Origin of the sequence: Pseudomonas izuensis (genome assembly GCF_009861505.1) — a bacterium.
GTDB classification, from domain to species: Bacteria; Pseudomonadota; Gammaproteobacteria; order Pseudomonadales; family Pseudomonadaceae; genus Aquipseudomonas; species Aquipseudomonas izuensis.
The window spans coordinates 66,315-80,439 of the sequence record NZ_WTFT01000007.1 but is presented as its reverse complement, the minus strand read 5'-3'; the positions used below and the strand labels follow the sequence as shown (position 1 = coordinate 80,439).

Below are 14,125 nucleotides of genomic sequence, written 5' to 3'. Positions count from 1 at the left end.
ACAGGGGATCTGCGTCGTACACAAAATCATTGTGGGAGCGAGCCTGCTCGCGAAGAACTCGACTCGGTCTACCTCCCTGCCCCAGTCCGACGACCGGTCGTACTTCCGGTCAACGCTTTCATCGCCGAAAGCTGGCTGAAAGCTTCCCCGATTAGGATCGCCCCCACTGCCGGCAATAGACCGGTTGGCCAATGCGAGTGTTCGATTGCTCGCCAGGTCCATTTAACAACAACAATGGTGATCCTGATGTCCTTTACTACCCGCCGCTTCGCTGTCACTCCGTCCGTACGCCTCGTGCTTCCCGTTTTGCGCTGATCACACCTGGTCCGCTCATTCCCTAGCCGCGCCACGCCTGGAGTATTCCCATGCTGACTTTCCTTGGCTTCGCCATGGTCATCACCTTCATGTTCCTGATCATGACCAAGCGCCTGTCCGCGCTGATCGCCCTGATCATCATTCCGATCGTCTTCGCCCTGTTCGGTGGCTTCGCCCCGAAAATCGGCCCGATGATGCTCGAAGGCATCACCAAGCTCGCCCCGACCGGCGTGATGCTGATGTTCGCCATTCTGTACTTCGCCCTGATGATCGACTCCGGCCTGTTCGACCCGGCCGTGCGCAAGATCCTGAAGATGGTCAAGGGTGACCCGCTGAAAGTTTCGGTCGGCACCGCTGTACTGGCGCTCGTCGTCTCCCTCGATGGTGACGGCGCGACCACTTACATGATCTGCGTGGCCGCCATGTTGCCGCTCTACAGCCGCATTGGCATGAGCCCGCGAATCATGGCCGGTCTGATCATCCTCGCCGGCGGCGTCATGAACATGACCCCATGGGGTGGCCCGACCGCCCGTGCGGCCAGTGCGCTGCACGTGGACCCGTCGGCGATCTTCGTTCCGATGATCCCGGCGATGGCTGCCGGCGTCGTGGCCATCCTGGCCATCGCTTACTTCTACGGCAAACGTGAACGTGCGCGTCTGGGTGAGTTGCACCTGATCGGTGATGAAATCGATCACAGCGAAATCAGCGTTTCGCAGTTCCCGGATGCCCGTCGTCCCAGCCTGATCTGGTTTAACGGTGCCCTGACCCTGGCGCTGATGTGCACCCTGGTCGCCGGCCTGCTGCCGCTGCCAGTGCTGTTCATGGTGGCCTTCAGTATCGCGATGATCGTCAACTATCCGTGCCTGCAAGCACAGAAGGATCGCGTCGCGGCCCACGCCGGTAGCGTGCTGGCCGTGGTGGGGCTGATCTTTGCCGCCGGTATCTTCACCGGTATCCTGTCGGGCACCGGTATGGTCGATGCCATGTCGAAAAGCCTGTTGTCGGTGATCCCGGATTTCCTCGGCCCGTACCTGGCCGTGATCACGGCGCTGGTGAGCATGCCGTTCACCTTCTTCATGTCGAACGATGCATTTTATTACGGCGTGTTACCGGTACTTGCCGAAGCCGCCAGTCACTACGGTATAACCGCTGTGGAAATGGCACGTGCCTCGATCGTCGGTCAGCCCGTCCACTTGTTGAGCCCGCTGGTACCTTCGACTTACCTGTTGGTGGCCCTGGCCGGGATCGATTTTGGTGATCACCAGCGGTTCACCCTGAAGTGGGCAGTGCTGGTGTGCATGTGCATACTGGTTGCCGCGTTGCTGATGGGGATTTTTCCGCTGTTCAGCACTCTATAAGCCCAAGACTCACCACCTGGGGTCCAGGCTTCGCTGTTTGAAGTCCGGGCCCCTTGTGGTTTAACACTCGCTCAAAGGAATACACATGGAATGGCTGACCAACCCTGAAATCTGGGTTGCCTTCTTCACCCTGACCGCCCTGGAAATCGTCCTGGGTATCGATAACATCATCATGATTTCGATTCTGGTCAGCCGCATGCCCAAACACATGCAGGCGCGCACCCGGATCTTCGGTCTGGCGCTGGCCATGGTCACGCGGATTCTGTTGCTGTTGTCGATCACCTGGGTCATGCGTCTGACTGCCGACCTGTTCGTAGTGTTCGGCCAGGGTATTTCCGGGCGTGACCTGATCCTGTTCTTCGGTGGTCTGTTCTTGCTGTGGAAGAGCTCGCAAGAGATGTACCACGCGCTGGAAGGTGAAGACGAAACCAACGAAGAACCAGGTGGCAAGGGCGGTAATTTCCTCTACACCATCATCCAGATCGCAATCATCGACATCGTGTTCTCCCTGGACTCGGTGATCACCGCAGTCGGCATGGTGTCCCACGTACCGGTCATGGTCGCGGCGATCATCGTGGCGGTGCTGGTGATGATGTGGGCTTCCGGTACTATCAGCGAGTTCATCGACAAGCACCCGTCGCTGAAAATGCTGGCTCTGGCGTTCCTGCTGATCGTCGGTACCGTGCTGATTGCCGAATCCTTCGACGTGCATGTGCCAAAAGGCTACGTCTACTTCGCCATGGCGTTCTCGCTGGCGGTTGAAGCGATCAACATCAAGATGCGTACCGCGATTGCGAAAAAGAAGAAGCAGCAGGATCCGGTGAAACTGCGCAAGGACATTCCGGGGCAGTAATTCAGGATGTGAGAAAGGGGCCTTCGGGCCCCTTTTTCATGCCTGCATGAAGCTGTTTTCATGACAGTTTTATTTCAATCACTTGTTTAGCTATGCGATGCTGGCGCCCAGACTGTTAGCCAACTACAGCTTAAGTACAAAACGTAGAACGTCGCGGTACCGCCAACTTGCCCCTTTGGGGCGCTACCAGCTCAGGGGGCCGTCATGCTCACCCTGCTCAATTTGCTCTCAGCCGTGGCCTTGCTGATCTGGGGCACGCACATCGTCCGAACCGGCATCCTGCGGGTCTACGGCTCCAACCTGCGCCATGTCATTGGCCGAAACATGTCCAAGCGCTGGCTGGCCTTCATCTCGGGGATCGTGGTCACCGCCATGGTGCAGAGCAGCAATGCCACGGCCATGCTCGTCACCTCGTTCGTCGGTCAGGGCCTGATGGCGCTGACTCCTGCACTGGCGACGATGCTCGGGGCCGATGTCGGTACGGCGCTGATGGCGCGGGTGCTGACCTTCGACCTGTCCTGGCTGTCGCCGTTGCTGATCTTTATCGGGGTGATTTTCTTCCTGTCGCGCAAACAGACCCGATTGGGCCAGCTGGGCCGGGTTGCAATCGGTCTGGGGTTGATCATTCTGGCGCTGCAGCTGATCGTCGAAGCTGCTGCGCCGATCACCCATGCCAAAGGGGTAAAGGTGATCTTTGCCTCCCTGACTGGCGACATCCTGCTCGATGCCCTGATGGGTGCACTGTTCGCCATGATTTCCTACTCCAGCCTGGCGGCGGTGCTGCTGACCGCGACCCTGGCCGGTGCCAAGGTGATCGGCCTGCCGGTGGCCCTCGGCCTGGTCATCGGCGCCAATATCGGCAGCGGTGTGCTCGCGTTCCTCAGCACCAGCATGCAGAACGCCGCCGGGCGTCAGGTGGCGCTGGGCAGCCTGTTGTACAAACTGATCGGCCTGTTGCTGATCATTCCGGTGCTCAACCCCTTGGTGCACTGGATCGACAGCCTCGACTTCAGTCCTCAGGAAATGGTCATCGGCTTCCACCTGCTCTACAACACCACACGCTGCCTGATCCTGTTGCCCAGCGTCGGGCCGATGGCCAGGTTCTGCGCCTGGGTGCTCCCGGAGCGACCGCAAGTCAATGGCATGGCCAAACCGCGTCACCTTGATCCGAGCGCGCTGGTAACCCCCAGCCTGGCGCTGGCTAACGCAGCTCGGGAAACCCTTCGCATGGGCGATCTGGTCGACAGCATGCTCGAGGCCATGCTCGATGTGCTGCGTGGCAAGCAAACCGCCGTCACCCAGGAAGTGCGTCGCCTGACTGATGATGTGGAATCGCTCTATAGCGCGATCAAACTCTATCTGGCGCAAATGCCCCGTGAGGACCTCAGCGACCAGGACAGCCGGCGCTGGGCGGAAATCATCGAACTGGCGATCAACCTGAAATTGGCCAGCGACCTGATCGAACGCATGTTGCGCAAGGTCCAGCAGCAGAAAACCGCGCAGCGACGGTCGTTTTCCGAGGTTGGCCTTGAAGAATTGGCGGGGCTGCACGCTCAGCTGATTTCCAATCTGCGCCTGGGGTTGTCGGTGTTTCTGAGCGCCGATAAGGAAAGTGCCCGCCAGTTATTGCGTGAGAAACGTCGCTTTCGTGCACAGGAGCGCCGCCTGGCCCACGCTCATGTCAGCCGTTTGCAACGTAAGATTGTGCAGAGTATCGAGACCAGTTCGCTGCACCTGGAACTGATCGCCGACATGAAGCGTCTGAACTCGCTGTTTTGCAGCAGTGCTTATGTGGTGTTGGAAACGTCCGACACGGGTGCACTGGCTGCCGACGATTTGGCGGACACCACGCATTCGCCTTGAACGTCTGGCAGTGTGGTCAGTCAGTTACATTGGTTCAACCTCAATGCCGTCATCGCGGGCAAGCCCGCTCCCACAGGTCCGAGTACACCAAAGATTTATCGTGGGAGCGGGCTTGCCCGCGATAGCGGCCTGAAGGACGACACGGATCTCCGATTGGTTGCCTGGAAGCTTGTTATGCGTTGTCTGTTGTTCGTCTGCCTGTTGCTGGGTTCAATACCGTCATTCGCCCTGGATCGCTTCCAGGTCGAGGGCTACACCCTGCGTAACGGTTTGCAATTGCTGCTCAAGCCCGGCACGGAACGGGGGCACGTGGCGATTCGGCTGGTGGTGGGCGTCGGTATCGATGATTTCAGCTGCGCCGAGAAAGAGTTGCCGCACCTGCTCGAACACTTGCTGTTCAGTGGCATCGACGCCAGTGGCGAAGGCGGTCTGGAGGAGCGCATGCAAGCGCTTGGGGGCGAATGGAACGCTTTCACCAGCAACGCTGATACCACCTTCGTGATCGAAGCCCCGGCCAAAAACCAGCGCAAGGTCCTTGACCTGCTGTTGGCGTTGCTGACCCAGACCCGATTCGATGACAACGCCATCAACGCCGCCAAGCAAGTGGTCGAGCGCGAAGACGGCGGCCATTACTCGCATTTGCAGCGCTGGCTGGATCGCCAGGATCTGGGGCATACCGCCAGTAAGCAGCTGGCCGTCGAACTAGGCCTCAAATGCCCGGAACGCGCGGAAGTCGATCAACTGACCCGCGAACAACTGGAGAAGTTGCGCAAGGATTGGTACGCGCCCAACAACATGACACTGATCGTGGTCGGTGATCTTGACCGTTTGCTACCGGCTTATCTGGATCGAACCTACGGCGCGCTGAAGCCGATCGAGCCGACGGGCCATCCGGCACTGCCACAAATCCAGGCCAGTGCCGCCCATGAGCGCAACCTGACTCGTGGCTTTGTCGGCGGTGGGGCCAAGCTGCACTGGCTGGTACCGGAACCGGTGCTGGAAGATCAGCACGACGAAACCTTCGACTTGCTCAAGGACTATCTGGATTGGGCGCTGTATCGCCAGTTGCGCCTGGCGCACGGCTTGTCCTACGGACCATGGGCCGAGCGTGAGGTGTTCGGTGGTGTGGGCTTCATGAGCCTGAATGCCGACCTGGAGCGCGACGACGTCGACGAGGCGCTAAAGGTACTGGATGAATTGAAAGCCGGCTTGCTCAAGGACGGCCTGAATGCCGAGACCTTCAACCGCCTCAAACAAGCCGCCATCGCCCGCCAGGCCTGGGCGGTGCAAGGCAATAGCGCACTGGCCGATTACTACTGGAGCGCCATCGGGGACTACGAGGATGGCCGCTTCGCCGACCCGGCCCGGGAACTGCAAGGGGTGACTCTGGCGGAAGCGAACAAGGCGATGCGCGAACTGCTCTTGCAACCGGGGTATGTGCGGATCGAAAAGCCTTTGCTGAGTGATGATCAGGTACTGTGGGCGATTGCCGGGGTGCTGGGGTTGTTGGCGCTCGGTCTCGTGGGTTGGCGCCTTCATCGCAGCCGATAACCGATGCGGCCCTCGCCACACCGCCCCGCCAGCGTTACCCTGTCGAGGATTTTTCCTACGACTATTGTGAACCGCCGAATGCCGACCCTGACCCTTTTCGTACAGCGCATCCTCGAACTGATGAAGCGCTACCCCGGGGTCATTGCGCTCGGTGGTTTTATCTCCGGGGTCGGCAGTTTCATCCTGGTGGATCGGCAGCAGGGGCTGGCAAGCTGGATCACCACCATCATGCTGATCAGTTGGGTCTGGCTGATGCTGGAAAACAGCCTGACCAGGCTGTTCGCCCGGATCTTCAAGCGGGAAATTCCCGAGCCATTGCTGCGTTATGCAACGCAGATGATTCATCAGGAAAGCCTGTTCTTCGTCCTGCCGTTCTTTTTCATCACCACCACCTGGAACAGCGGCCAACTGTTTTTCACCGGGCTGTTGGGCATCGCGGCGCTGGTTTCCATCATCGATCCGCTCTACTACAAGTGGTTGGCGCCGCGGCGCTGGGCGTTCCTGGCGTTGCATACGCTGACGCTGTTCGCCGCCCTGCTCACCGCGTTACCGGTGATCATGCACCTCACCACTTCGCAAAGTTTCAAATGGGCGCTGGGCATCGCTGTGGTGCTGTCATTCCCGAGCCTGGCGTCGATTTTCCCGATCCGCACGGTACGCAACGCACTGGCGATCCTGAGTATCACCCTCGGTATCGGCGGCGTGGGTTGGGTACTGCGCTCGTGGGTGCCGCCGGCGACACTGTGGATGACCGACGTGGCCATCAGCACGCAAATGCAGGACCGCACGCCCGGCAAGAGCCTGGATGAAGTCAGTGCCGAGCAGATCCGTGGAGACGGGTTATACGCCTATACCGCCATCAACGCCCCGCGTGGCCTCGACGAGCGGATTTATCACGTCTGGCAGTTCAACGGCAAAGAGGTCGATCGCATCGCGCTGGATATCCATGGCGGGCGCAAGGAAGGTTATCGCGCCTGGACTCACAAACAGAACTTCCCCGGCAACCCGGCGGGCAACTGGCAAGTCCGGGTGCTGACCGAAGACGGGCAGTTGATCGGCGTGCTGCGCTTCACGATCACCGACAGCACACCGATCAAAGAAAAGTAAGACGGTTCGTGCTATTACGTAGGTCTGCGTAACTAGCCGAAAAAGCACGGAGTTTATGACCAGTAGCACAGTGGCCGGCAATGCCCGACTGGACACCTCGCACACCCCGCCTCAGATACAGGTGACGGGGGACTGGACGCTCGCCCATTACGCCGACCTCAAGCGCCTGAGCAAAAAGCTCGAAGGCCAATACGACGACAGCACCCGTATCGACCTCAACGGGCTCGGTGCCCTGGACACTGCAGGTGCGTCGCTGTTGGTCGAGCTGCTGGGTTCCGAGCGCCTGAGCCGTTCTGCCGAACACCCCGACTGCACGATCTCTTCCGCCGACCGCGCCCTGTTGCAAACGATCTATCGCTCCCTGACGGATTTCTGCGTACCCATCAAGGAGCCGGAAACCAGCGTCGGCATTCAATTGCTGACTCGCATCGGCCGCGCCGTGGACACGGTCTGGCAGGACACCTTGCAATTGCTGGGTTTCGTCGGCCTGATTCTGGAAACCATCCTGCGCGGTCTGTTTCGCCCGAAATGCTGGCGGGTCACGCCGATGGTTGCGCACATCGAACAGACCGGCCTCGACGCGGCGCCCATCGTCGCCCTGCTGACGTTTCTGGTGGGCGCCGTGGTGGCGTTTCTAGGCGCGACGGTATTGGCCAACTTTGGTGCCACGGTGTTTACCGTGCATCTGGTGGCATTCTCCTTCCTGCGTGAGTTCGCGGTATTGCTGACGGCGATCCTGATGGCCGGACGAACCGCCAGTGCCTTCACCGCGCAGATTGGTTCGATGAAAGCCAACGAAGAAATCGACGCGATCCGCACCCTGGGTCTCGATCCCATGGAGCTGCTGGTGGTGCCCCGGGTCCTGGCCCTGTTGGTCGCGTTGCCGATGCTGACGTTTCTGGCGATGGTGTCGGGGATTGTCGGTGGTGCCTTGGTCTGTGCGGTGTCGCTGGATATTTCCCCGGCGATGTTCCTGTCGTTGCTGCAATCGAACATCGGCGTTCAGCACTTTCTGGTGGGGATGATCAAAGCGCCGGTTTTTGCCTTCCTGATTGCTGCCATCGGTTGCCTCGAAGGCTTCAAGGTCAGTGGCAGCGCCGAGTCTGTCGGTGCGCACACCACCTCCGCCGTGGTGCAGTCGATTTTCGTGGTGATCGTGCTCGACGCCGTGGCCGCGCTGTTTTTCATGGAGATCAGTTGGTGAGCCGTATTCCCCGAGCGCCCGCCGAGGCGGTGATCGAAGTCCGCGGGCTATGCAATCGCTTTGGCCGGCAGAGCGTGCATGAGAACCTCGACCTGGACTTGTACAAGGGCGAAATCCTCGCGGTGGTCGGTGGCTCCGGTAGTGGCAAGTCGGTGCTGTTGCGCAGTATTGTCGGCCTGCGCCAGCCCAGCGAAGGCGTGGTGAAGGTCTTCGGTAAAAACCTGCCGAGTTTGTCCGAGCGCGAACGCTCGTTGGTGGAACGGCGCTTCGGCGTGCTGTTTCAAAAAGGCGCCCTGTTCTCTTCGTTGACTGTGACCGAGAACGTCGCCCTGCCCCTTATCGAACACGCCGGTTTGAGTCGTGACGACGCTGAGCATCTGGCGGCGGTGAAAATGGCCCTGGCCGGCTTGCCACTGTCGGCGGCGGACAAATACCCCGCGTCCCTGTCCGGCGGCATGATCAAGCGAGCCGCACTGGCACGGGCCTTGGCGCTGGACCCGGACATCCTGTTCCTCGACGAACCCACCGCCGGCCTCGATCCGATCGGTGCCGCCGCCTTCGATCAACTGATCCTGACCCTGCGCGATGCCTTGGGCCTGAGCGTTTTCCTGGTGACCCACGACCTCGACACCCTCTACACCATTACGGATCGGGTGGCGGTGTTGGCGCAGAAGAAAGTGCTGGTGGCCGATGCCATCGATGTCGTCTCGGAAACCGATGACGCGTGGATTCACGAATACTTCCATGGCCCTCGCGGCCGCGCGGCGCTGACAGCCGCCCAACAGCTCAACGAGGTCTGACGTGGAAACCCGAGCCCATCATGTGTTGATTGGCCTGTTCACCGTTATTGTGGTGGCAGGTGCCCTGCTCTTCGGCCTGTGGCTGGCCAAGTCCAGTGTCGACACCGAGTTCAAGGATTACGAAGTGGTGTTCAACGAAGCGGTCAGCGGCCTCTCCAACGGCAGCTCCGTGCAATACAGCGGGATCAAGGTTGGCGATGTAGTGTTGCTGCGCCTGGACCCGGAAGATCCGCGTCGGGTGCTGGCGCGGATTCGCCTGGCCGGTGATACACCGGTCAAGGAGGATACCCAGGCCAAACTGGCGCTGACCGGCGTCACCGGTACGTCGATCATCCAGCTCAGTGGCGGCACACCGCAGAGCCCGGCGCTCAAGGGTAAGGACGGCAAGCTGCCGGTGATCGTTGCCATGCCCTCGCCCATCGCTCGTTTGATCAACGACAGCAATGATTTGTTGTCCGGGGTAAACACGCTGATGCAAAACGCCAACCTGTTGTTTTCGACGCAAAACATCGAACACATCAGCAAAACCCTTGAGCATCTGGAGCAAACCACGGGGGTCATTGCCGATCAGCGTGGGGATATCCGTCAGGCGATCCAGCAACTGGCGGTGGTGGGCAAACAAGCCGGTACCATGATGGAGCAGACCTCGGCGCTGATGCGTAACGCCAACGGCTTGCTCAACGATCAGGGCAAGCAGATGTTCGGCAGTGCCCAGCAGGCGATGAAGTCCCTGGAGCAGAGCAGTGCGACGATCAATCAGTTGCTCACTACCAATCAGGATTCGCTCAACAGTGGCATGCAAGGCATCAATGGCCTGGCTCCGGCGGTGCGGGAGTTGCGTGAAACCCTGACTTCGTTGCGGGCGATCTCCAAACGCCTGGAAGCCGACCCCAGCGGTTACCTGCTGGGCAGTGACAAGCACAAGGAATTCACCCCATGAAGCTGCCCCGCCTTGCCCTCCTCGCCAGCTTCACGCTGCTCGGCGCCTGCTCGATCCTGCCCGAACCCGAGCCGTTCGACCTGTATCGATTGCCCTCGGCGCAGAGCGCCATAGCCGCCAGCCATGGCACGCCGCAACGCTGGTCTTTGCGTTTGAACAAACCCCAGGCCAGCGAGGCGTTGAACAAGCCGAACATTGCCGTCATCTCCCAGGGTGACGTGATCAGCAGCTACAAGGGCTCGCGTTGGAGTGACCCGGCACCCGTCCTGCTGCGTAATCGTCTGCTGGATGGTTTCCAGCGCGATGGTCGGGTGACGTTGCTCAGTACCGACGACAGCAACTTCCAGGCAGACCTGGAGCTGGGCGGCAGCTTGCAGGCGTTCCAGACCGAGTACCAGGGCACCAGCGCTGGCGTGGTGGTGCGCCTGGATGCGGTGTTGGTACGTGGCTATGACCAGCGAATCCTCGCCAGTAAACGCTTTGAAGTGCGCCAGCCGCTGAGCGACGTGAAGGTCCCGGCGGTGGTGGCCGGGTTTGGCCAGGCCAATGATCAACTGACGGCGCAGGTGGTGACCTGGGCGGTGGAGCAAGGACAGAAACTCGCGCCGCCACCAAGACCCTGAAGCCCTGCACATTTCCCTGTAGGAGCGAGCTTGCTCGCGATGGTCGTTAACGATAACGCGTAAAACCAGATGGTCAGCGGCGCCCTTGCGTTTTTCGCGAGCAGGCTCGCTCCTACAGGAGTCGTTTTCGTTTAGCCGAAGAACCAGTAGCAGACGCCTATCGCGCCCAACACACCCGCCAGTTCCGCCAGCAACGCACACCCCACCGCATGCCGCGCGCGCTGGATGCCCACCGCGCCGAAATACACCGCCAGTACATAGAACGTGGTTTCGGTACTGCCTTGAATCGTCGCCGCTACCAGCGCCGGAAAGCTGTCCACGCCGGACGTTTTCATGGTTTCGATCAGCATCGCCCGGGCGGCGCTGCCGGAGAAAGGCTTGACCATCGCTGTCGGCAGCGCATCGACAAAGCGTGTATCCCAACCGGCCCATTCCACCAGGTGACGAATCCCGTCCAGGCCGAAATCCAGTGCCCCGGAGGCCCGCAGTACGCCGACGGCGCAAAGCATCGCCACCAGATACGGCAGCAGGTTCTTCGCCACGTCGAAACCTTCCTTGGCACCTTCGACGAATGCCTCGTAAACCTTCACCTTGCGCAGTGCACCAATCACCAGAAACAGCATGATCAAGCCAAATAGCGTCAAGTTGCCGAGAATCGACGACAAACCGGCCAGCGCGCTGGCCGAGAGCGTTGCCAGCAGCGCCATGAAACCACCGAGGGCGAGGGCACCGGGAATCAAATAGGCCAGTACCACCGGGTCCCAGACGCGCAGGCGTTGCATGACGGCTACGGACAGGAAGCCCACGATGGTCGAACAGCTGGTGGCCAGCAGGATTGGCAGGAACACCAGGGTCGGGTCGGGCGCGCCTTGTTGGGCGCGGTACATGAAGATCGTGACCGGCAGCAGGGTCAGGGATGAAGCGTTGAGCACCAGGAACAGGATCTGCGCATTACTGGCGATGGTGTCGCTGGGGTTGAGCTCCTGCAGGGCTTTCATGGCCTTCAGGCCGATGGGCGTGGCGGCGTTGTCCAGGCCCAGGCCATTGGCGGCGAAGTTCAGGGTGATCAGGCCGATGGCCGGGTGGCCGGGCGGCACTTCCGGCATCAACCGAAGAAACAACGGCCCAAGCGCTTTTGCCAGCCACTCGACGATCCCGGCTTTCTCGGCGATCCGCAGAAAACCCAGCCAGAGGGTGAGGGTGCCGAACAGCAGGACCATGACTTCGACCGACAACTTGGCCATGGCGAAAATGCTTTCCACCATCGCTGCGAAGATCCCGGCGTTGCCACCGATCAGCCATTGCGCCAGCGCCGACACGGCGGCCACGATGAAGAAGCCAAGCCACAGGCCATTAAGCATCAGTCAAATCCCCCAAAAGATGGGCGAATGATAGCGGGGTGGCCAGAAACGACAAACCCCGGATTTCTCCGGGGTTTGGTTGGCGTGTGTGTGGAGGGCAATTGGGATTTTGGGGTATGACCCAAAACCCCTGTGGGAGTGAGCCTGCTCGCGATGAGGGCGGCACATTCAACATCTATGTTGTTTGATACACCGCTATCGCGAGCAGGCTCGCTCCCACAGAAAAGCCAATTCCCACAAGCCTTGATTAGTTGCTGGAAGTCTCGCCAGCCGGCAGCTTCTCTTTGCTGCGCCAGTGCGGCAGGGAATTCCAGTAGCGCTGGCCCTTGGCCTCGTCGTACATGCCTTCCCAGCGGGAGACGACCAGCACGGCCAGGGCGTTGCCGATTACGTTCAGCGCGGTACGGGCCATGTCCATGACGCGGTCGACACCGGCGATGAACGCCAGGCCTTCCAGTGGAATACCCACGCTACCCAGGGTGGCCAGCAGCACCACGAAGGACACGCCCGGCACACCGGCGATGCCTTTGGAAGTGACCATCAGGGTCAGGACCAGCAGCAGTTGCTGGCTGATCGACAGGTCGATGCCGTACAGCTGGGCGATAAAGATGGCTGCGATGCTTTGGTACAGGGTCGAACCGTCGAGGTTGAACGAGTAACCGGTCGGCACCACGAAGCTGCAAATGGCTTTCGGCGCACCGTAGGCTTCCATCTTCTCGATCACGCGTGGCAACACGGTTTCGGAGGAGGCGGTGGAGTAGGCCAACACCAGCTCATCCTTGAAGATGCGCATCAGTTTGATCACCGAGAAGCCGAACAGGCGGGCGATCAGGCCCAGTACCACGAACGCGAAGAAGGCAATGGCGAAGTAAACCAGGATTACCAGTTTCGCCAGCGGCAGCAGCGAGGCGAAGCCGAAGTTGGCCACGGTCACCGCGATCAGTGCGAATACGCCAATCGGGGCGTAGTTCATGATCATGTGAGTGACCTTGAACATGCTTTCCGATACACCCTGGAACATCGTCACCAGCGGATCGCGCAACTCGGGCTTGAGGCTCGACAGGCCGAGACCGAACAGCACGGAGAAGAAGATGATCGGCAGCATTTCGCCGCGGGCCATGGCCGCGAAGATGTTGGACGGGATCAGGTTGAGGATGGTTTCGATGAACGCGTGTTCATGCTGAACCTCGGCCGCCGTTGCCTGGTACTTGGAGATGTCCACGGTACCCAGGGTGCTCATGTCGATGCCGGCACCCGGATGGAACAGGTTGGCCAGCAGCAGGCCGACGACGATGGCGATGGTGGTGACGATTTCAAAGTAGACGATGGTTTTCAGGCCAATGCTACCCAGCTTCTTCGCATCGCCAACGCCGGCAATACCGACAACCAGCGAGGAAATCACGATCGGGATCACGATCATCTTGATCAGACGGATAAAGATATCGCCTGCCGGTTGCAGGATATTGCTGATCCACCAGGCTTTCTCGGCACTGAAATGGTTGAGCAGCGCACCGATTGCAATCCCCAATACCAGACCGATGAGGATCTGCCAGGCGAGGCTAAGCTTTGCCTTCTTCATATCTTTACCCTTACTTCAGTTTGACTCGGGCAGATGCGAGAACTGGAGCGCTTGTGGCGCAAAAGTCGTGTGCATCTGCCCCCGTATAAGGAGCCCCGGAGCGTTTGTTGATAGCTCTCTGGCAGGCGAAAAAAGGCGCAACTATTCCGATGCAAGGAAGCGACGTCTAATGCCGTAAACGCCTACCCTATGCCGAATCGGCATGAGGTTTTTTAACTAAAACCGACGTCGCAAACGGTTCGAATATGACATTTCGGCAGGCATAAGTGCCGTGTACCGGCCATCACAGCGCAGATTGAGTGTTTTTTGATCAGTCGGATTCGACGGGAATTTCAGGAAAATCACGCCGCGTACGGGAAGAATTCCCGGCAAAAGACGGGCAATTTTTCTCGATATACGGTCGCTGGCGAGTCACCGGGAAAAGCACTTTCCCGGAAAAGGCGGCCGGTTTATCGAGAGGAGGGGACGAATAGGATGGATCGCTCTAATTCAACGGTTTGCATATAGAAGCCCTTCGCAAGTTCGTCGGGTCATGTTTGACCGGCGAACTTGCGACGTAGCTTTCCTGACC

The 14,125-nt window shown here is 59.8% G+C and carries 11 protein-coding genes; 9 read left to right on the top strand and 2 right to left on the bottom strand.

Annotation, left to right across the window (positions count from 1 at the left end):
* Positions 1–365: 365 nt before the first annotated feature.
* The 9 genes from GPL81_RS06550 to GPL81_RS06510 all read left to right on the top strand — a co-directional run bounded on the left by GPL81_RS06550 (position 366) and on the right by GPL81_RS06510 (position 10,614).
* Positions 366–1,673, top strand: coding sequence for a CitMHS family transporter (locus tag GPL81_RS06550; protein WP_096514100.1), 1,308 nt, complete (start codon positions 366–368; stop codon positions 1,671–1,673).
* Between the two features lie 85 nt (positions 1,674–1,758).
* Positions 1,759–2,526 (top strand): TerC family protein, encoded by a 768-nt coding sequence (locus GPL81_RS06545; protein WP_160105975.1) that lies wholly within the window; start codon positions 1,759–1,761, stop codon positions 2,524–2,526.
* Positions 2,527–2,730: 204 nt separating this feature from the next.
* Positions 2,731–4,389 carry a Na/Pi cotransporter family protein gene (locus GPL81_RS06540; protein ID WP_160105973.1) on the top strand — a complete coding sequence of 553 codons (1,659 nt, stop codon included), beginning with the start codon at positions 2,731–2,733 and terminating at the stop codon, positions 4,387–4,389.
* A 174-nt stretch (positions 4,390–4,563) separates the two neighbouring features.
* Positions 4,564–5,940 carry a M16 family metallopeptidase gene (locus GPL81_RS06535; protein WP_160105971.1) on the top strand — a complete coding sequence of 459 codons (1,377 nt, stop codon included), beginning with the start codon at positions 4,564–4,566 and terminating at the stop codon, positions 5,938–5,940.
* A 78-nt stretch (positions 5,941–6,018) separates the two neighbouring features.
* Positions 6,019–7,047, top strand: coding sequence for a DUF5924 family protein (locus GPL81_RS06530; protein ID WP_160105969.1), 1,029 nt, complete (start codon positions 6,019–6,021; stop codon positions 7,045–7,047).
* Between the two features lie 55 nt (positions 7,048–7,102).
* On the top strand, positions 7,103–8,251 hold the full coding sequence (locus GPL81_RS06525; RefSeq protein ID WP_160105967.1) for an ABC transporter permease: 1,149 nt from the start codon (positions 7,103–7,105) through the stop codon (positions 8,249–8,251).
* Entirely contained in the window at positions 8,248–9,051 is an 804-nt protein-coding gene (locus GPL81_RS06520; protein WP_160105965.1) for an ABC transporter ATP-binding protein, read from the top strand. The genes GPL81_RS06525 and GPL81_RS06520 overlap by 4 nt, the downstream gene beginning before the upstream one ends.
* Position 9,052: 1 nt before the next feature.
* Positions 9,053–9,991, top strand: coding sequence for an MlaD family protein (locus GPL81_RS06515; protein ID WP_160105963.1), 939 nt, complete (start codon positions 9,053–9,055; stop codon positions 9,989–9,991).
* On the top strand, positions 9,988–10,614 hold the full coding sequence (locus tag GPL81_RS06510; protein ID WP_160105961.1) for an ABC-type transport auxiliary lipoprotein family protein: 627 nt from the start codon (positions 9,988–9,990) through the stop codon (positions 10,612–10,614). Before GPL81_RS06515 ends, GPL81_RS06510 begins: the two co-directional genes overlap by 4 nt.
* 131 nt (positions 10,615–10,745) lie before the next feature.
* On the opposite strand, the gene GPL81_RS06505 is transcribed toward GPL81_RS06510, so the two are convergent.
* Both GPL81_RS06505 and gltP read right to left on the bottom strand, forming a co-directional pair.
* The gene (locus GPL81_RS06505) at positions 10,746–11,975 is read right to left on the bottom strand and encodes a nucleoside recognition domain-containing protein (RefSeq protein ID WP_096514091.1); all 1,230 of its coding nucleotides are present in this window, start codon (positions 11,973–11,975) and stop codon (positions 10,746–10,748) included.
* 247 nt (positions 11,976–12,222) lie between these two features.
* Positions 12,223–13,554, bottom strand: coding sequence for a glutamate/aspartate:proton symporter GltP (gene gltP / locus GPL81_RS06500; protein WP_096514089.1), 1,332 nt, complete (start codon positions 13,552–13,554; stop codon positions 12,223–12,225).
* Positions 13,555–14,125 lie beyond the last annotated feature (571 nt).